Annotated in this window: 19 protein-coding genes; 8 read left to right on the top strand and 11 right to left on the bottom strand. The window is 52.8% G+C overall.

Annotation, left to right across the window (positions count from 1 at the left end; translation table 11 throughout):
• Window positions 1-5: 5 nt before the first annotated feature.
• Complete coding sequence (locus ACO6S1_RS13455; protein ID WP_168818520.1) at window positions 6-212, top strand: cold-shock protein; 207 nt, start codon at window positions 6-8, stop codon at window positions 210-212.
• A gap of 120 nt (window positions 213-332) precedes the next feature.
• A complete protein-coding gene (locus ACO6S1_RS13460; RefSeq protein WP_422343149.1) occupies window positions 333-1331 on the top strand; it encodes an alpha/beta fold hydrolase in 999 nt (332 codons plus the stop codon).
• Here the strand turns inward: ACO6S1_RS13460 and ACO6S1_RS13465 are convergent.
• The gene (locus ACO6S1_RS13465) at window positions 1328-1675 is read right to left on the bottom strand and encodes an Mpo1-like protein (protein WP_422343150.1); all 348 of its coding nucleotides are present in this window, start codon (window positions 1673-1675) and stop codon (window positions 1328-1330) included. The two genes, ACO6S1_RS13460 and ACO6S1_RS13465, sit on opposite strands and share 4 nt — an antisense overlap.
• 38 nt (window positions 1676-1713) lie before the next feature.
• Window positions 1714-2418 (bottom strand): uracil-DNA glycosylase, encoded by a 705-nt coding sequence (gene ung / locus ACO6S1_RS13470; protein ID WP_422343151.1) that lies wholly within the window; start codon window positions 2416-2418, stop codon window positions 1714-1716.
• 133 nt (window positions 2419-2551) lie between these two features.
• Here ung and ACO6S1_RS13475 point away from each other — a divergent pair, with 133 nt between their 5' ends.
• Genes ACO6S1_RS13475 through ACO6S1_RS13490 form a run of 4 tightly spaced genes read left to right on the top strand, consistent with a single transcriptional unit; the run spans window position 2552 to window position 5959 of the window.
• Window positions 2552-3685: a beta-ketoacyl-ACP synthase III gene (locus tag ACO6S1_RS13475; RefSeq protein ID WP_422343152.1), complete on the top strand. Its 1134-nt coding sequence runs from the start codon at window positions 2552-2554 to the stop codon at window positions 3683-3685.
• A gap of 13 nt (window positions 3686-3698) precedes the next feature.
• Window positions 3699-4103: a GFA family protein gene (locus tag ACO6S1_RS13480; protein WP_422343153.1), complete on the top strand. Its 405-nt coding sequence runs from the start codon at window positions 3699-3701 to the stop codon at window positions 4101-4103.
• A gap of 9 nt (window positions 4104-4112) precedes the next feature.
• The gene (locus tag ACO6S1_RS13485; protein ID WP_422343154.1) at window positions 4113-5027 is read left to right on the top strand and encodes an alpha/beta hydrolase fold domain-containing protein; all 915 of its coding nucleotides are present in this window, start codon (window positions 4113-4115) and stop codon (window positions 5025-5027) included.
• Entirely contained in the window at window positions 5024-5959 is a 936-nt protein-coding gene (locus ACO6S1_RS13490; protein WP_422343155.1) for an alpha/beta hydrolase, read from the top strand. Before ACO6S1_RS13485 ends, ACO6S1_RS13490 begins: the two co-directional genes overlap by 4 nt.
• Here ACO6S1_RS13490 and ACO6S1_RS13495 read toward each other — a convergent pair.
• The 7 genes from ACO6S1_RS13495 to typA all read right to left on the bottom strand — a co-directional run bounded on the left by ACO6S1_RS13495 (window position 5928) and on the right by typA (window position 11977).
• Complete coding sequence (locus tag ACO6S1_RS13495) at window positions 5928-6704, bottom strand: enoyl-CoA hydratase (RefSeq protein WP_422343156.1); 777 nt, start codon at window positions 6702-6704, stop codon at window positions 5928-5930. The two genes, ACO6S1_RS13490 and ACO6S1_RS13495, sit on opposite strands and share 32 nt — an antisense overlap.
• Window positions 6704-7528: an SDR family NAD(P)-dependent oxidoreductase gene (locus ACO6S1_RS13500; protein WP_422343157.1), complete on the bottom strand. Its 825-nt coding sequence runs from the start codon at window positions 7526-7528 to the stop codon at window positions 6704-6706. Before ACO6S1_RS13500 ends, ACO6S1_RS13495 begins: the two co-directional genes overlap by 1 nt.
• Window positions 7529-7531: 3 nt before the next feature.
• Window positions 7532-7930 carry a hypothetical protein gene (locus ACO6S1_RS13505; RefSeq protein WP_422343158.1) on the bottom strand — a complete coding sequence of 133 codons (399 nt, stop codon included), beginning with the start codon at window positions 7928-7930 and terminating at the stop codon, window positions 7532-7534.
• A gap of 17 nt (window positions 7931-7947) precedes the next feature.
• The gene (locus ACO6S1_RS13510) at window positions 7948-8262 is read right to left on the bottom strand and encodes a DUF3297 family protein (protein ID WP_422343159.1); all 315 of its coding nucleotides are present in this window, start codon (window positions 8260-8262) and stop codon (window positions 7948-7950) included.
• A gap of 96 nt (window positions 8263-8358) precedes the next feature.
• Complete coding sequence (locus ACO6S1_RS13515; RefSeq protein ID WP_422346193.1) at window positions 8359-8775, bottom strand: DUF805 domain-containing protein; 417 nt, start codon at window positions 8773-8775, stop codon at window positions 8359-8361.
• Window positions 8776-9143: 368 nt separating this feature from the next.
• The gene (locus ACO6S1_RS13520) at window positions 9144-10070 is read right to left on the bottom strand and encodes an MBL fold metallo-hydrolase (RefSeq protein WP_422343160.1); all 927 of its coding nucleotides are present in this window, start codon (window positions 10068-10070) and stop codon (window positions 9144-9146) included.
• A gap of 89 nt (window positions 10071-10159) precedes the next feature.
• The gene (typA, locus tag ACO6S1_RS13525) at window positions 10160-11977 is read right to left on the bottom strand and encodes a translational GTPase TypA (RefSeq protein ID WP_422343161.1); all 1818 of its coding nucleotides are present in this window, start codon (window positions 11975-11977) and stop codon (window positions 10160-10162) included.
• A gap of 204 nt (window positions 11978-12181) precedes the next feature.
• Here typA and ACO6S1_RS13530 point away from each other — a divergent pair, with 204 nt between their 5' ends.
• Together ACO6S1_RS13530 and ACO6S1_RS13535 are read left to right on the top strand one after the other, a co-directional pair.
• A complete protein-coding gene (locus tag ACO6S1_RS13530) occupies window positions 12182-13072 on the top strand; it encodes a glycosyltransferase family 2 protein (RefSeq protein ID WP_422343162.1) in 891 nt (296 codons plus the stop codon).
• 149 nt (window positions 13073-13221) lie between these two features.
• Window positions 13222-14181: a bile acid:sodium symporter family protein gene (locus ACO6S1_RS13535; protein ID WP_422343163.1), complete on the top strand. Its 960-nt coding sequence runs from the start codon at window positions 13222-13224 to the stop codon at window positions 14179-14181.
• Between the two features lie 11 nt (window positions 14182-14192).
• Here the strand turns inward: ACO6S1_RS13535 and ACO6S1_RS13540 are convergent, their stop codons facing one another.
• On the bottom strand, window positions 14193-16700 hold the full coding sequence (locus ACO6S1_RS13540) for an ABC transporter permease (protein ID WP_422343164.1): 2508 nt from the start codon (window positions 16698-16700) through the stop codon (window positions 14193-14195).
• Window positions 16697-17437, bottom strand: coding sequence for an ABC transporter ATP-binding protein (locus ACO6S1_RS13545; protein WP_422343165.1), 741 nt, complete (start codon window positions 17435-17437; stop codon window positions 16697-16699). The genes ACO6S1_RS13540 and ACO6S1_RS13545 overlap by 4 nt, the downstream gene beginning before the upstream one ends.
• Between the last annotated feature and the right edge of the window lie 66 nt (window positions 17438-17503).

Below are 17503 nucleotides of genomic sequence, written 5' to 3' on the forward strand. Positions count from 1 at the left end.
AGAATATGCCTACAGGCACAGTAAAATTTTTCAACGCCGACAAAGGCTATGGCTTTATCGCTCCTGAAGATGGCGGCGATGACAGCTTCGTGCACATCACAGCCGTTCAGGCTGCTGGTATGCAGACGCTCGAAAAAGAGCAGCGTTTGTCATATGACGTTGAAACCGGCAACAATGGCAAAAAAGCCGCTGTAAATCTTCAGCAGGCTTAAGCCGACCGGCTAAAATTTTGAAAGGGCGGGATTGCAATGGCATTTCCCGCCCTTTTTTTGTCTGTCCTACAGGCGTGTTGATATGTATCATCCTCTTCTGAACATCGCTGGGGCACCATCATGAAAACCGGTTTTCGCATATTATTGGCCTTGATCGTCATTCTGGTCGCTGCGTTTTTCATATTTCGTACGCCCGATACTGATCGGACCGAGATGATCGCCAAATATAGCAATGAGGCGTCGCAATTTCTCGATGATGGTCTAGGCGGCAAAATCCATTATCGCGATGAAGGCAACAAAAATGGACCTGCGATTCTGCTAATCCATGGCTCAAACAGTTTGCTGCAGACCTGGGAACCTGTTGTGGACCGGCTGGGTGACAAATATCGATTGATCTCGCTTGACCTGTATGGCCATGGCTTGACAGGTCCACATCCGAACGATGATTACAGTGCTGATGCGTATATTGCCGCCGCGGTCAAAGTACTCGATACGGTTGATGTGGAGCGAGCCTATTGGGTTGGTAACAGCATGGGCGGTTGGCTGTCATGGCGTGCGGGTCTGGCGGTACCAGACCGGGTGTCAGGGCTTGTTCTGATCGACGCCTCTGGCGCGCAAACAGACGAGAAAATCAAACCCTATCTAGGCGCACGACTGGCGCGCTCGTCCATTGGGCAATTGCTATTGCCGGAAATTACGCCGAAATTTTTGGTGCGATCCTCACTGGAAGAAAATTTTGCCCAACCCGAAAGACTGACCGATGAATTGGTCACACGCTATTGGGAATTGCTGCGCTTTCCCGGCAATCGGCAGGGGTCGGTTACACGTGGAAAGACCGCGCGCGAACCGGAAAAATGGGCCGAGATTGGTGGTCTGAATATGCCTGTTCTGCTGCTTTGGGGTGAACAGGATAAAGTTATCCCTGTGTCCCATGCCAAGGCCTTTGAAGAGGCAATCCCGGGGTCAAAGCTAATCATCTATAGAGATGCCGGACATCTGCCGATGGAAGAAACGCCCGATCAGGTGGCACGGGATATCGGCACCTGGATAGAGGGAACCGAAGCCATGAGCGAACAAGAGGCAAGCAGGCAGGAAGCACAATTGGAAGAGGTGGGTTAGGCGTCCTCAACGCCAGCCTTTTTCAGCTCCGGCTTTAACCCTCCCGTGAGCCAAAGCCCCCACATTTTGAAATCGGCGATCAGCGACCAGAGCGGATAGGTGAACGTCGCCGGGCGGTTTTTCTCAACTCGCCAATGCGCAATCCACGCGAAAAAATAACCCGCCAGCGGCATCGCGAGCAAAAGCAGCCAGTTGGTAGTAAGCACTGAATAAAGTGCGATCAGAACGACCAGACTGGTGCCGATATAGTGCAAATTGCGGGTCGCCGGCTTGGCATGTTCCTGCAAGTAGAAAGGCCAGAATGTATCAAAACTCTGATGCTCTTTTTGTCTGTTCGCCGTCATTGGCCTTGTCCTTCTTGTGCCTGTTCAGCGATCATATGCTAAGCTGGCGGCAAAGACCAGTCGATCGGCGCCAAACCATTTTGTTCCAGAAAGGCATTGGTTTTGCTGAAATGCCGGCATCCGAAAAAGCCGTTATGAGCCGACAGCGGCGACGGATGCGGTGCCTTTAAAACCAGATGCTTGCCGCCTTGCTCCACGCTTTGCACAAATCCCGCTTTCTTCTGTGCATAGCTACCCCAAAGCAGAAAGACGACGGGCTCTTTCTTTGCTGCGACAAGGCGGACGATGGCATCGGAAAATTGTTCCCATCCCTTGCCCCGATGAGATGCCGCTTCTGCGCGCTGGACTGTCAGAACGCTGTTCAGCAACAAGACCCCTTGCTTGGCCCAGGATTCCAGAAAACCATGTTGGGGGCGCGGCATACCGATATCGCTCTCCAGTTCCTTGTAGATGTTGATCAGCGAGGGCGGCGGCCGAACACCTGGCTGAACGCTAAAGCACAGCCCGTGCGCTTGTCCCGGGCCATGATAGGGGTCTTGCCCAAGGATAACGACACGCACTTTGTCCAGCGGCGTCAGATCGAGAGCCCGGAAATACTCGCTGCCTTTGGGGAATATGTCCTTGCCAGCCTGTTTCTGCTGAATCAGAAACGTCCGCAAGTTGGTCATATAATCGCTGGAAAACTCAGGTGCGAGTGGCGTTTTCCAGCTCTGGTGTAATTTGATGCGATCAGCGTCGGTCATGTCTGACAAATAGCAACAAACCCGCAATAGGCAATCAGCGACCAACAGCGCTTGCTAGTTGTCCATCGGGACTTTACGATATTGGTTAATCTAACAATCTATCTGCCCTTTAAGTTTAAGAGAATATCACCCTATGTCTAACGCTAACATTCCCGTAATTTCTGCCACCGGCTTGTTTACCCCAACGGATAGCATCAGCAACGAAGAGCTGGTCTCTAGCTTCAACACCTATGTAGATTTGCACAATAGCGAAAATGCAGATGCCATTGCTGCCGGCGAGGTCGCTGAACTGCAGCATAGCTCGGTTGAGTTTATTGAAAAAGCGTCAGGGATAAAATCGCGCTTTGTGCTTTCAAAAGATCCGATCCTTGACCCCGAAACCATGTGCCCGCAAATGCCGGAAAGGCCCAATGAAGAGATATCGATTCTAGCCGAAATCGGCGTGAAAGCGGCCGAGCAAGCATTGGAACGGGCAGGGCGCAAAGCGGAAGATGTCGATGCGGTGCTTTGCGCCTGCTCCAATCTTCAGCGCGCCTATCCCGCGATTGCTGTAGAGATTCAGGATGCGCTGGGCATTGGCGATGGCTTTGGTTTTGATATGAACGTGGCTTGCTCATCCGCGACATTTGGAATCCAGACGGCCGCGGATTATATCCGCTCGGGCAGTGCCAAATCGGTTTTAGTGATTAACCCGGAAATTTGTTCAGGCCATTTGAACTGGCGGGACCGTGATAGCCATTTCATTTTCGGTGATGTGGCGACCGCCATATTGGTGGAAGCGAAAGACATCGCACCGGCAGAGCATTGGGAAATTATAGGGACCAAATTAAAGACACAATTTTCCAACAATATCCGTAACAATTTCGGGTTCCTCAATCGGACCAGCCCGGAGACACGGGATGATGCGGACAAACTGTTTGTTCAGGAAGGGCGCAAAGTATTCAAGGAGGTGGTTCCGATGGTCGCGCAAATGATTATGGATCAGGCCGAGAAACTGGGCATCGAAGGTTCTGACCTGCGACGCATGTGGTTGCATCAGGCCAATGCCGGGATGAATCGGCTTATCGCGCAGCGCGTGCTTGGCCACGAAGCCAATGATGATGAAAGTCCAACAGTACTGGACACCTATGCCAATACGTCATCGGCGGGATCAATTATCGCCTTTCATAAACATAGCGAAGACCTGTCCAATGGCGATATTGGACTTATTTGCTCTTTTGGCGCAGGATATTCAGCAGGAACGGTTTTCGTACGAAAAGCCGCATAAAGGGGAGATTAAAATGACGATGACAGGAAAATGTCTTTGCGGGGCGGTCAGCTATAGCGTCAGTGGAGAGCTGCAAATGACAGGTGTCTGTCATTGCAAAAACTGCCAGCGCCAGTCGGGTAGCGCTTACTCGGTTTTATTCGGTGTGGCTAATGATCAACTAAGCATTCAGGGCGACCTGACAACCTACGAAGATACCAGCGAAACGGGAAACATCGTTGAACGCCATTTCTGCGGGAAATGTGGCTCGCCATTGTTTTCCACGCTACCAACACAACCCGGCATGACTTTTGTAAAAGCAGGAACTCTGGATGATACCGGCGATCTCAACCCGCAAGTGCATTTCTGGACCAAAAGTTCGCAAAACTGGGTCACGATCGACCCCAATGTCCCTCAAATGGAAGGCAATCCGGGTTAGAGCCGCGCCATGACGAGCATAAGAGCGCGGCTGCTTGCCAAGGTCCTTCCGCTGACCGGTTTAAAGGCGGTGTTTTCCGATGAGGCGAAGCTACGGGCTAGCACTGCGAAAGCACGCACGAAGAAGGTCGCTGTACCGGGTAAGGCTTTGCGCCGCAAATTCGATGTCATTGAAACCGTCAAAGACCGGCACCCCATCTTCACATTGTCTCCAAAATCCGGAAGCCATCGCCGTATTCTTTATATTCACGGCGGCGCCTATGTTCTGGACATGCAGCCGGGATATTGGACATTGTTGGGGGAGATGGTCCATCGCACGGACGCGGCGGTTGTTGCACCTTGCTATCCACTAACGCCGGAGCATGATTGGCAACAAAGCTATGATTGGATGATGCAAGTTTATGGCGAGCTGGTTGAAGAGGTCGGCGCGGATAATATCATCATCATGGGCGACAGTGCTGGTGCCGGTTTTGCGCTTGGCTTGACACAAATGCTGCGGGATGAGGGCAAGGCGACGCCGCATAAAATGGTCCTGCTCTCGCCATGGCTTGACGTCACCATGACCGATCCGATGCAGCCGGCATTATCGAAGAAGGATCGCATATTGGGCATTGATGGCCTTCGTGCAGCAGGTGAATGGTGGGCAGGCAAAAGCGGTAACGTCGAATTACCTCCGGTTAGTCCGCTATTTGGAAAGCTTTCAGGTCTTCCACCGATTGCTGTGTTTACCGGGACATTTGATCTGCTCTGGCCCGATGCCAGAAAACTGAAGGAGAAAGCGGAAGCCGCCGACCTGTCATTGGACTATTTCGAGTATCCAGCGATGCAGCATGTCTGGATGCTATTCCCAATTCCGGAAGCTAAGAAAGCGCGCCAGCAGATTGCGGCTTTCATCAATGCTGATCTTGAGGCTGCTGCCGGGTGATCAGTAAACGCGCGCGATTGATCAATTTCATCTTACGCTTGCTGAAGGTTCAGGAGCGTTTGGCAGACTATGATACCGGCATGAAATTCCTGGCGCGGGACCGGAGACACGGTCCGGCTCGCCCGGGCAGGTGGATCAGGAAACACTGCCAAATAATTGAAAATCAGATCGATAATCATAAGGTTTATGAAATTGAACCGAAGGAAGGCGCTAGCAAACGCCATATTTTCTATCTGCATGGCGGCGGTTATGCGTTTCATATCGTGTTCGTCCATTGGATGATGATCAAAAGGCTGATCAAGGCCACTGGAGCGAGCGCTACAGTTCCTCTCTACCCGCTAGCGCCAGAACATGACTGGTCACAAAGCTACCCTGTGGTTATGCAGGCCTATGATCGGGCAGTCACTAAATATGGCGCAGAGAATATCGCGATTATGGGTGATAGCGCCGGTGGCGGATATAGTCTCGGACTGACCCAGATGCTGCGCGATCAGGGGAAGCCGATGCCGGGCAAGATCATCCTCCTCTCGCCTTGGCTGGATGCGACGGCCAGTGATCCATTGCAGCCAGAACTAGAGAAGCATGATGTCTTACTATCGGTACAAGGTGCGCGAACCGCTGGCCAGTTTTGGGCAGGTGAGGGCAAAGATCCAGCGACTTTTCCAGTGAGTCCGCTATTTGCAGCCATTGACATGTTACCGCCAATCGCCATTTTTGCAGGCAGCCATGACTTGCTTTATGCCGATGCGCTGCGCTTGAAGGCAAAGGCTGACAAGCAGGATATTCCCCTAACCCTTTACGTTGGAGACCAGATGCAGCATGTCTGGATGCTGTTACCGATCAGGGAAGCGAAACTGGCACGATCGCAGATCATATCCTTCATCATGCATGAAGCAATGGTCAGCTCTTCAGAGACCGACCGCGCTGGATGACAGCCAACCGCCGTTGCTCAACCGCTTCAGCACTGACATCGTCGTTATAGGCGTTGGTGACCTGTTTCTCTAAAGCCATGGCATCCTTGAAACTGCGGTCATAGCCATCCAGAATAAGCTTTTTGTAAGTCTTGAGAAATTCCGGATCAATCGTTGTCATATCGGCCGCTAAGGCCCGCGCCGCAGGTATCAATTCATCCGGTTCATAGACATGATTGACGAGGCCCCAATTACAGGCGGTATCGGCATCAACAAACTGGCCGGTAAAACTAAGCTCACAAGCGCGCGATAAACCAATATGGCGCGACAGCTTTTGTGACAGGCCCCAGCCGGGGATCACGCCCACACGTGTATGGGTATCAGCAAAGCGGGCATTGGTCGAAGCAATGCGAATATCGCAAGCCAGCGCCAGTTCGAAACCGCCCGTAATGGCGACGCCATTTATGGCGCCGATGACCGGGATCTCAAGCTGTTCCAGCGCCCTGCACGGATTACTGGACGGCATTTGATCTGTTGCAGCGCCGAGGCCAGATACCCCCAGTTCCTTCAAATCCAGACCCGCAGTAAAGGCACGATCGCCTTGGCCGGTCACGATTACAGCTTGGATATTTTTATCCGCCTTTACGCTTTCGCAGGCGTTGAAAAATTCTGTGCGCAAGGCATGGGATAACGCGTTCATAGCCTCGGGCCGGTTAAGCGTTATCGTCGCGATACCATCCGCTTTTTCGAGCAGAACCAAAGCCATTAGTCGTCGTCTCCGGCCTCATATTTCTCGGCAATTTGCGCGCCAAGACCAGCAGTCATCTCGAACAGTTTTTCCGGATCGCTATGTCGCAATTGGGCCAGCATCAGTTCCGGACCTTCGGCAATAATCAGCTCAGGTACCTTGTTTGCAACAGCTTCGAGTATTTGCCGCGCACATTCTGCCGGCTCCATGCCATTGTCGATCACGGCATCGGATTTGTCGCGCTTGGAGCCATCTTTTGTCAGGGCATTACGGGAGACGTCCGTGCGGATAGAGCCCGGCAATATGTTGGTGACATGGATATTGTGCCGCGTCTCCGTTTCCGCCCGCAAAGCGTCCATATATCCGATCAAGCCATGTTTGGCGGCACAATAGGCGGTGCGAAGCGGCACACCAATACGTCCAGCGACCGAACTGATCCCGACAATATGACCGCCGCCTGCGCTGATCATATGCGGTAGTAAAAGTTGGGTCAGCCAAATAGGGGCCAGCAGGTCAACATTGACAATCTGGTGGTGAACGTTGGGGTCGGTATCAAGCGCCAGGCTGCGTTGACTGATCCCTGCATTGTTGACGAGCACATCAACGCGGCCTTTCCACTTTTTCGCTTCGGCAACCTTGGCAGGCAGGGCGTCATAATCTGTCGTCTCAAACGGCAGCAACAGTGTATCAGTCGAAATGTCTGCTGCAACGGTTTCCAAGGCTTGAACCCTACGACCAGAGAGAATGATATGGGCACCTTGTTCGGCAAAAGCTTTAGCAAGCGCTTCTCCGATCCCTGACGATGCACCGGTGATCCAGACTGTCTTGTCGGTAAAGTCCATTGCTTAATTCCTTTGCTTGTCGGTCTGTTCGGCCGCCCTGAGTTTTCGCCATCCGGCATAGCAGAGCAGCAGCATGACGATATTACCTAAAGCGTCAATCAACCCCATGCTGGTGAACACGGGGTCATGAAAGGTGAAGTAATAATTGAACCCGAAAAAGGGCAGCAGAGCGATGCCGTAAACCAGAAATGTCGTTGCAGTGAAGCGGGCAAAAGCGGCAAAAAGCCCGGCCAGTAGAGCCTGCGCGCCAAAACAGGCCATCATAAATGGCAATATGCGCCCGCCGATACGATATTCAGGCAGAAATACCGTATCAATGACATGCTGCGGGAAGAGCATAGCCCATCCGCCGAGTATGAAGAATACCAGCGCGATAAGATATTGAATGCGCTGGGGTGTCATTGATCGCCTACCTGCGCCTACGCGCCCTTTTTGATCTTTGGTGCATCGTCGCCAAGGTCTTCAAACCAGGCTTCGACTTCGCCATTCAATTTGATCAGAAGCGGATTGCCTTTGCGATCCATGGTTTTGCCGGCCTGAACTTTGACCCAACCTTCTGACACGCAATATTCTTCGATATTGTGTTTGCGGGCTCCACGGAAATTAATGCCAATGCCTCGCTCGAGCAATTCGCCACCATAATATTTGCTGCGTGGATTGATCGCGAGATGGTCTGGGGGGGTGTCCGGGCCGGATTTGGTTTCATTTTCCGGTTGATCGGGCGTGTCGGTCATTATTCTATCTCTCCAAAAAAGGGTTGTGGCGCTTTGCCACAACCCCATCGAAATTCAAGTTATACTGAGCTTAATCTGGCAGAAGCCAATCAATATTTAGCTAAATACGTCACCGACATTGTCACTCATCTTCGGATCATCGCCAAAGCGATTTTTGCCCTTGGTTCCTTCCAGGCACATAAAGACGAGGACAATGATACCCCCAACATAGGGAATGAAGCCAAGCAGCACGAACCAACCAGATTTGTCCTGATCGTGAAAGCGGCGAACCTGGACGGCCAGCGAAGGAATGAAAATGGCGAGCGCGTAGAGGGCAAACAGACCCAGCACGAGTCCACCGCCCAATCCCATTTCGCCGGACGCGTCGGGAGTGAATGCCCCCAGGATGCCGCCGACTATCGCCAATCCGAATAAAACAATGACATTTAACAGAAAAAACATCCAATATTCTTTGCGCCGAGATCTACCGCTAAACTCCGCATAGCGTTTCAGCGGCATCAACATCCATTCCATCATTCTTCCCCTCCTTTTTATCGATTGCAAGCCTAGGCAGCCCAAGTCGAAAATCAAGCTTCTATTTTACCTCTCGCAGCCATACGACCGGCAGTACTGGCTTGTTTTGGACTGAGTAACTTTACAAGGCCATGCATCATTATACAGCTTCTACACAGAATCGATCAAAAATTTCTCTCATATCCATGGTTAAAAACTACGCCTACAACGTTCATATAAAACAATTTAAATTCCATAGTTCCTCATATGTAACTTCTGGCATGTAGGAAAGCCCAAATTCGAGCAAAGTTGAACCGCGTCATGGTCAGGATTCTAGATCCCATTTTTCGGTTAGAACGGGGCTCTGATTGCCTCATCGAATTTCCCGGTCATAGCGGATAGCAAGACAAATCATCTGCGAGTAAAACGGGCCCGCCATAATTATCCGCAATCGCTGCATTCACTTCGTTTTGGGCTGTTACGGCCCGCTGCATATGATGGGTCAATAACAAGGTCTGCGCATCAAGCGCTGCTGCGGTTTCTCCGATAGATTTCGGATCGCGGTGCAAACCGCGTGGTTGTCCATCCGCCATGGTAATGGCATTGTGCATCACCAGCAAATCTGGTTTGGCATCGGACAGCGCGGCAACAAAATCTTCACTGAGAAAGCTCTGGTCTCCCGCAAGCACTATCGTCTTGTCATTGGCACGAACAACATAGGCGACTGCAGGGACATCAAGATGATGAACCGCAATCGCATTCACCTGCAGACCGCCTTCGTTCCAAATGGTTTGAAGGCCGCTTTTGCCCGTATCAATGTCTCGGATCGTCAAACGGGGCAGGGCCTCATTTTTTTCGAGATAAGGATGCAAATAGCGCAAAGCGCCGACCTCTTTGCCAATCAGCGCATCGAGATATTCGCTGGTTGATGGGAATTGGCCATTTCCGGTTGGCCCTGCGATCGTAAGGCCAGCTGTCCGTTTCGAAAAAGCGCCGTTATTGAGCAAAGCAGGCAGACCGCTGGCATGATCACCGTGCAAGTGAGTGAGCAGGATGGCATCATGATCGTTGAAGTCGATCCCAGCTTCGCCATAGCGGACAAACGTACCGCTGCCTGCATCAATCAGCAGTCGGGCTTTGCCATCAACCCATATTATGTTGCTGGACCCGGCGCGGTGATCGTCCGCTATCGGGCCACCGGAGCCGAGAACTTGCAAGGCCAGCGGATGATCACGGCAGGCATCACTGCCATCTGCAGCGCTGGTATCGGCTGCCATATCGGCAGAACAGGCTGTGAGCGATATTGAGGCTGCCACCAGGCAGCTCAAACTTAGGAGCCGTTTTATTTTTGCTGTCATGCGCTGATGATGATCCATCTCAGCGCATGATGCAACAGTCTGCCGTCTTAGGCCGCTTCCGCTTTGCGCGCTGCTTTCTTGCGATCATTGGGATCGAGATAGCGTTTGCGCAGGCGGATATTCTTTGGTGTTACTTCGACCAGCTCGTCATTGTCGATATAGGCAATGGCCTGTTCCAGCGTCATGACCTTTGGTGTGGTCAGGCGAATGGCGTCTTCTTTTCCGGAAACCCGGAAGTTGGTGAGCGCCTTTGACTTCATTGGATTGACATCCAGATCGCCGGGCTTGGCATTTTCGCCAATGATCATGCCTTCATAGACCGGCGTTTGCGCGCCGATAAACAGGACGCCGCGCTCTTCGAGCATATTCAGCGCATAAGCCGCCGTATCGCCGGTGCCGTTCGATACCAGGACGCCAACCGGGCGCCCTTCGATCACGCCTTTATATTCGCCATATTTTTCGAAAAGACGGTTCATCAGGCCAGTGCCGCGTGTGTCGGACAGAAATTCGCCATGATAACCGATCAGACCGCGAGAAGGCGCGGAGAAGGTCAAACGGGTCTTGCCAGCGCCGGAGGGACGCTGTTCGGTCAATTCCGCTTTGCGACGCTGCATTTTGGAAACAACGGTGCTGCTATATTCATCATCCACGTCAATAACGACTGTTTCATAAGGCTCCTGGCGTTTGCCGTCTTCTTCGCGGTACAGCACGCGGGGACGGGAAATGCCCAGCTCAAAGCCTTCACGGCGCATCGTTTCAATGAGAACGCCCAGCTGCAATTCGCCGCGACCAGCGACTTCAAAGCTGTCGCGGTCCTCACTTTCGGTTACTTTAATGGCGACATTGGATTCTGCTTCACGAAGCAGTCGGTCGCGAATGATCCGGCTCGTAACCTTATCGCCTTCGCGGCCAGCCACAGGACTGTCATTGACAGCAAAGCGCATCGATAGAGTTGGGGGATCAATCGGTTGCGCCGCAATCGGTTCCGTCACAGAAGGATCGCAGATCGTGTTGGACACAGTTGCTTTGGTCAGGCCTGCCAGTGAAATAATGTCGCCCGCCTTGGCACTTTCTACGGGAACGCGCTCGAGACCGTTAAACGCCATGATCTTGGTGGCGCGGCCAGTTTCAACAACTTTACCATCCATATCAATGGCATGAATGGGAGCATTGAGGTCGATCTTGCCACTTTCGACCTTGCCGGTCAGGATGCGGCCAACAAAGTTGTCGCGATCCAGCAATGTGACAAGAAATTTGAAATCGGCGTCAGGATCGACGTCCGGTTCAGGCACATGCTCGACAATCTTGTCAAACAATGGTGACAAATCACCCTCGCGAACCTCGGGAGTATCGCCGGCATAGCCGTTACGGCCGCTGGCGAAGAGCGTCGGGAAATCCAGTTGCTCGTCATTGGCATCGAGATTGACGAACAGGTCGAACACTTCGTCGAGTACTTCTTCTGCTCGCCCATCGGGGCGGTCAATCTTGTTGACGACAACAATCGGTTTCAGACCAAGGGCCAGCGCCTTGCCGGTCACGAATTTGGTTTGCGGCATTGCGCCTTCGGCACTGTCGACCAGCAGGATAACGCCATCGACCATCGACAGGATCCGTTCCACTTCGCCGCCAAAGTCGGCATGGCCCGGTGTATCGACAATATTGATACGTGTGCCTTTCCAGTCAACACTAGTACATTTGGCGAGAATCGTGATGCCGCGCTCTTTTTCCAGGTCATTGCTGTCCATCGCGCGTTCCTCGACACGCTCGTTGTCGCGAAAGGTGCCGGACTGGCGGAAAAGCTGGTCCACAAGGGTGGTTTTGCCGTGATCAACGTGCGCGATGATTGCAATATTGCGAAGAGACATATCAAATTCTGCCGTAAGAAGAGGAAAGGGGGCGTTTGCGCCAACCTTATATTCGCTGCGCCCTTAACCTGTTTTGTGCTGCGCCGCAACATTAGAAACCGGCTTTGATAAAGTCTATCGTTCGAACTTGAAAAATGAAATTCTATCTTAGAATAGATGGGCTATCAACAATTCTTGGCTCGATAACTATAGCATAGCCGCAATATGAAAACACAGCCTGATTCATCATTTATTGCAGGTAATCCGACGGTTACTATCGTGATGCCAATCTATAACGGGTCGCGCTATCTCGATAGTGCGATTCGATCGGTGTTGCAGCAGGAATATTCGGATTGGGAGCTTATATGTGTTGATGATGCTTCTACTGATGAGTCTAGTACCATTATTGCCCGCCATGCAGCGGCTGATCCGCGTGTCAGACATTTGTCGAACGACAGGAATTTGGGATTGCCCGCCACATTGAACCGCGGCTTTGGAGAAGCGCGCGGGATGCTGCACAGCTGGACAAGCGACGATAACATATTGCGCCCCAATATGCTGACCGAACTGGTTCAAAAACTGGCTCGCAAACCTGATGTTGACCTTGTCTACGCGGGCTACAGCGTGATTGATGATGACGAGAAAATTCTGCGCTATGTGCCGCCGCGTCCGGTTGAAGAGCGTTGGTTCGGCAATGTTGTCGGCGCTGCTTTTCTCTATCGACGAGAGGTCACGGAGAAGCTTCGCGGATATGACGAACGGCTATTTGGCGCAGAAGACTATGATTACTGGATGCGCGCAGCGCATTATTTTCGGATGATCCCGGTTGAAGCCGACTTATACCTGTACCGCCGACATGCGCGAAGCCTTACCGATCAGCGCAGCCAGCAAATCCGCCAGTTGGTAACAAAAGTGCTGATGCGGGAACTGGAACAGGTTAATGACCGGGCACTGCGCGCCAAGGCAATGGTGCACAGGATCCTGTCCGACTGGTATTATTTTGATGTCAAATTACTCGGCAAGGCTCTTGCCAGTCATCCCTGGACCGTCTTGAAAGCATCCCCCAAGCTGGCGGTGGATCTGATACGCGCGATCTGGCATCGGATTCGAAGTTAACAGGCGATGTCTGCCAAGATGGACGGGATTTCGATCCCATTACCGGATTCGCAGGCAGAATGAAACGCGCATGTTCTTGCGATCATTCCTAAAATATCCGCTGGTTGGACTTGCGTCCTATAGCAGGCTGGAGCATTGGCAGGGGCGCAATGCAAACCATAAGACTGATACTGAACGACAAGTTTATCTGGCTGCTCAGCGGCTCTGTGCTTCTGGCGACATTGGTTCCAGTAACCGGATCGGCGAAACCCATTGCTTCCTTTGCAGTTTCGGCCGGTATTTTCTGGATATTTCTCCTCCACGGCATACGGCTGGATCGCCAGGAGGTTATAGCCGGTTTTCGCAATTGGCGTTTGCAGTCAGCCGTTTTCGGCTTTGTTTTCGGTGCCATGGTTTTGGCCGGGCTTGTCCTGTCGCAAATTTTGGAGGGCTATATTGCGTCAATGATCGCAGTGGGTTTTCTGTATCTTGGTTGCCTCCCGTCCACGATCCAGTCTGCAGCAAGCTATACTGCCATTGCCAAAGGCAATGTTGGTGCGTCCGTGGTCGCGGCTGCGACGGTCAATCTATCCTCTATTGTTATCACTCCGGTATTTTTTGCATTGCTGGCCAGTTCGGTCGGCATCGTGATTACGGGCGCCTCTTTTATTAAAATCATGACAATGCTGCTGCTACCGTTCGTGATAGGACAATTGATCCAGCAGTGGGCCCGCCCTTGGGTGGCACAATATTCCGGTCTGGTTGGATGGTCTGACAAGATTGCCATCAGCCTGGCGGTTTATGTTGCCTTTTCCGGTGCGGTGGCCGCGGGTATTTGGAACCAGGTGCCCGGTGATCAATTCCTGATCGTCGCCCTAGCAATTGCCGCGCTGTTGATCTTTGCCTTTGGTGGTGCTTGGCTCTTGGGAGGCGTTGCAGGATTTGTCATCAATGACCGCAAGGCCCTGCTATTCGGCGGTGCGCAGAAAAGCATTGCCGTGGGTGCACCGCTCGCTGCGATATTGTTTCCGGCAGAAGCTGCGGGCTTGCTGCTGATCCCGCTCTTATTCTATCATCTCACCAGCCTTATCCTCTCCGCTCCCTTGGCCGTGCGCCTTTCGAAGCTTTAAGGCGAAACAAGCTAGAGCTCGCGCAGAGCGCGTGCCGGTTTGGCCGATAGAACCGGTATCGATCCGAGCAATCCGATACCCAATGTCATGATCGCGCCGACCGCCAAGGTGACCATTACAACCATCCAATCCGGCTGCCAGGTAAATTCGAATATCTGCGTGATAACAAACCATCCGGCAAGCAGACCAAGCCCGAGCGCTACGGCTGATAACAGCAGCGCCAATACAGCATATTCAATTGCCTGTGCCGACAATATCTGTGATCGGGTCGCCCCGAGCAGTTTCAGGATTACGCTGTCATAAACCCTGGATTGACGGGAAGCCGCAATGGCACCGATCAGGACCGCGATGCCAGAGAATATCGCGATGGACGCGGCGGAAGCAATGGCGGTTGCCATCTGGTCTAATATCGTTCCGATCTGCGATGCGATTTCCTTTACCTTGACCATGGAGATGGAGGGGAATTCGCGCGGGAGTGATCCTAGCAAACCATCTTCTTTGCTCTCGTCCAACTGGATGGTGGCAGCGACATTATGCGGCGTGTTGGCCAAGACATTGGGTGGGAAAACCAACACATAGTTAAAACCGAAATTCTGCCAGTTAATCCTGCGCAAAGACGCAATCGTTGATTTGATCTCCACGCCGAGCAAACTGACGGTCAGGCTGTCACCCACCTTGAGCCCCAATGCGGTTGCCTGTTCCTCGTCAACGGATACCAGTGGCGGACCGTTATAATCGGCGGGCCACCATTTGCCGGAGGCAATTTCACTGCCTTCGGGAAGTTCGCCGCTATAGGTCAGGCCACGATCCCCGCGTAAAACCCATGCGCCTTCCGGCAATTCATCCAGTTCAGCAACCACTTGCCCGCCATATTCGGTAATAATACCGCGCAGTGTCGGGACGATGTTGATTTCAGCTTCAGGCGCGCTCGCCGTGACCAGATTCTTGAAGTCGTCAGCCCGTTCCACTGGAATATCGAGAACAAAGAAATTGGGTGCCTGTTGCGGGACACTAAACCGGATTTCATTGGTCAGGCTGGTCTGGATCGCAGCCAGTGTAGCAAAGAGCGTCAGGCCCAGTCCCAAGGCGACAACCAACTGCCCGGTCTGTGCTCCCGGCCGGTGAAGATTGGTCAATGCCAAGCGGAGCAGGGGCTGTTTTGGGCGCGGGGCTTTGCTGGCGAGCCAGCGGATCAAGATACCGAGCAGGCTGAGTAATAGCAATATTCCCAGCGCTGCACCGATAAACGCTAGCGAGAAAATCGGTTCGCGTCCGGTTCCGACGGCCAGCGCGACAATCGCAGCAACAGCCAGTGTAACGGCGACCCATGTCGGTTTGTCAATTTCTCGCCATGACCGGCTTTCGCCCCGAAACAGACCGGCGGCTGGAATCAATTTGGCTCGTGAAAGTGGCGGCAGCGCAAAGATGATAGCGATCAATATACCATAGGCAGCGCTGACAATCAGCGGTAGCGGGTAGAGCGCAAATTCCGGTCTGATCGGCAAAACGTCACCGGCGATCTGAATGATGGCAAGGGGGGCAATCGCTCCAACGAGCAAACCGGCGATTATCGCAACCAAGGCCACGGCCAATATTTGGAACATATAGATGCGGAAAACCATAGCGCTATCCGCGCCCAATATCTTGAGCGTTGCGATTGCGCCTTGTTTTCCGCGCAAATAGGACGCGACACCGTTGCCAACACCAATGCCAGCGATGACCAAGGATGCGAGACCGACGAGGGTTAGAAACTGCCCCATGCGTTCAATGAAGCGCCGTGTGCTGGGGGCGCCGTTGTCGCGGGTTTTGACTTCCCAGGCAGCGTTTTTATACTGCTTTTCCAGCTCTTCACCCAGTTCGGCGGGATCGACTTCTGCGGGTAGCTTCAATCGATATTTGCTTTGAAAAAGGCTACCAGGCTGAATCAGGTTGGTGGCGCGCAAGCCTTCCAGTGACGTAATGGCAACCGGCCCGAGAGAGAGGCCTTCACTCAGCCGATCGGGCTCGTCGCCGATCACACCGCTTACTGTGAATGTCGCTTCGCCAAAGGCTATGTCATCGCCAATAGCCAGCGATAGTCGCTGGATCAGGGCAGGGGTGACATATATCTCTCTGGGTCCCAGTGGCGGTGCATTTGTGCCATCTTCCAAAGTAAAATCGCCATAAAGCGGATAGGGGGCATCGACGCCTTTCAACTCGACCAATTGTGTGTCGCTGCCATCGGGCAATCGCGCCATGGCCTGCATGCGCAAGGTTTCGGACAGTTCGCCCGTCGCTTTCAGAGCTTCCAATTCTGCTGGCGTCGCTTCGCGCTGGGCGACCGAAATTTCCAAATCGCCACCCAAAATCGATTGGCCGCGATTGGCGAGTTCATCGGTAATCGCACTGGTAAGACTGCCAATCGCCGCCAGCGTTGCCACGCCGAGAAACAGGCAGACAATGAGCAGGCGCAAGCCAACAAAGCGTCCGCGCAAGTCACGCCGAGCAATGGTCCAGGCTTTCGAGAGATTAGCACTCATGATTTTGCAAGCTTTTGCGCGCTGTCTTTCTCAATCATACCGTCACGCAATTCGACAATACGGTCGCAGCGTTTGGCCAGTTCGGGATCGTGGGTAATGATAAGCAAAGTTGCCTGGCTGGCTTTCTGGCGTTCGAACAACAGTTCGATAATGATTTCCCCTGTTGCTCCGTCCAGATTGCCTGTGGGCTCGTCGGCAAAGATGATGGAAGGCCGCGACGCCATGGCCCGGGCTATGGCAACACGCTGTTGCTCGCCGCCTGACAATTGGGTGGGATAATGGCCGAGACGATCACCGAGACCAACGGCCTCCAGTTCTTTGGCTGCAATGGAAAAAGGGTCTGCCTGGCCATCTAACTCCAATGGGACTGCGACATTTTCTAGCGCACTCATCGTTGGCAGCAAGTGAAAAGCTTGCAAGACAATGCCAACCCGGCCTCGGCGTGCGATTGCGAGTTCATCCTCGTTCATTGCACCAAAATCGGCACCAGCGATGTTTACCGTCCCGCCGGTTGCACGTTCCAACCCGGATAAAATCGCCATCAGCGAGGATTTGCCGGAGCCCGATGGCCCCAGGAGGGCGACGGTGGTACCGGACTCAATCGCCAGATTGATACCGCCCAAAATATCCACGCGCGCATCGCCTTCTCCTAAAGAGAGGGTGACATTTTGCGCATCAATGGCAATATGAGGCTTGGTATTAGCGGCGTCGCTGGTTGCGGCGGTTTTTTGTAACATGGTGGGAAGGTGTATCCGAATGTTGAACAGGTTTATGACATATGGGTTTTGCTTTGCAATTCTTCA

This window comes from Parasphingorhabdus sp. (assembly GCF_965233695.1).
Taxonomy (GTDB): domain Bacteria; phylum Pseudomonadota; class Alphaproteobacteria; order Sphingomonadales; family Sphingomonadaceae; genus Parasphingorhabdus.

Bases quoted from the DNA above. Each gene is read 5' to 3' on its own strand.
- ung (WP_422343151.1), bottom strand. From the start codon at position 2,418: ATGACCGACGCTGATCGCATCAAATTACACCAGAGCTGGAAAACGCCA.
- ACO6S1_RS13535 (WP_422343163.1), top strand. From the start codon at position 13,222: ATGCAAACCATAAGACTGATACTGAACGACAAGTTTATCTGGCTGCTC.
- ACO6S1_RS13480 (WP_422343153.1), top strand. From the start codon at position 3,699: ATGACGATGACAGGAAAATGTCTTTGCGGGGCGGTCAGCTATAGCGTC.
- ACO6S1_RS13475 (WP_422343152.1), top strand. From the start codon at position 2,552: ATGTCTAACGCTAACATTCCCGTAATTTCTGCCACCGGCTTGTTTACC.
- ACO6S1_RS13505 (WP_422343158.1), bottom strand. From the start codon at position 7,930: ATGACACCCCAGCGCATTCAATATCTTATCGCGCTGGTATTCTTCATA.
- typA (WP_422343161.1), bottom strand. From the start codon at position 11,977: ATGTCTCTTCGCAATATTGCAATCATCGCGCACGTTGATCACGGCAAA.
- ACO6S1_RS13485 (WP_422343154.1), top strand. From the start codon at position 4,113: ATGACGAGCATAAGAGCGCGGCTGCTTGCCAAGGTCCTTCCGCTGACC.
- ACO6S1_RS13510 (WP_422343159.1), bottom strand. From the start codon at position 8,262: ATGACCGACACGCCCGATCAACCGGAAAATGAAACCAAATCCGGCCCG.
- ACO6S1_RS13495 (WP_422343156.1), bottom strand. From the start codon at position 6,704: ATGGCTTTGGTTCTGCTCGAAAAAGCGGATGGTATCGCGACGATAACG.
- ACO6S1_RS13500 (WP_422343157.1), bottom strand. From the start codon at position 7,528: ATGGACTTTACCGACAAGACAGTCTGGATCACCGGTGCATCGTCAGGG.
- ACO6S1_RS13545 (WP_422343165.1), bottom strand. From the start codon at position 17,437: ATGTTACAAAAAACCGCCGCAACCAGCGACGCCGCTAATACCAAGCCT.
- ACO6S1_RS13530 (WP_422343162.1), top strand. From the start codon at position 12,182: ATGAAAACACAGCCTGATTCATCATTTATTGCAGGTAATCCGACGGTT.
- ACO6S1_RS13465 (WP_422343150.1), bottom strand. From the start codon at position 1,675: ATGACGGCGAACAGACAAAAAGAGCATCAGAGTTTTGATACATTCTGG.
- ACO6S1_RS13455 (WP_168818520.1), top strand. From the start codon at position 6: ATGCCTACAGGCACAGTAAAATTTTTCAACGCCGACAAAGGCTATGGC.
- ACO6S1_RS13515 (WP_422346193.1), bottom strand. From the start codon at position 8,775: ATGGAATGGATGTTGATGCCGCTGAAACGCTATGCGGAGTTTAGCGGT.
- ACO6S1_RS13540 (WP_422343164.1), bottom strand. From the start codon at position 16,700: ATGAGTGCTAATCTCTCGAAAGCCTGGACCATTGCTCGGCGTGACTTG.
- ACO6S1_RS13460 (WP_422343149.1), top strand. From the start codon at position 333: ATGAAAACCGGTTTTCGCATATTATTGGCCTTGATCGTCATTCTGGTC.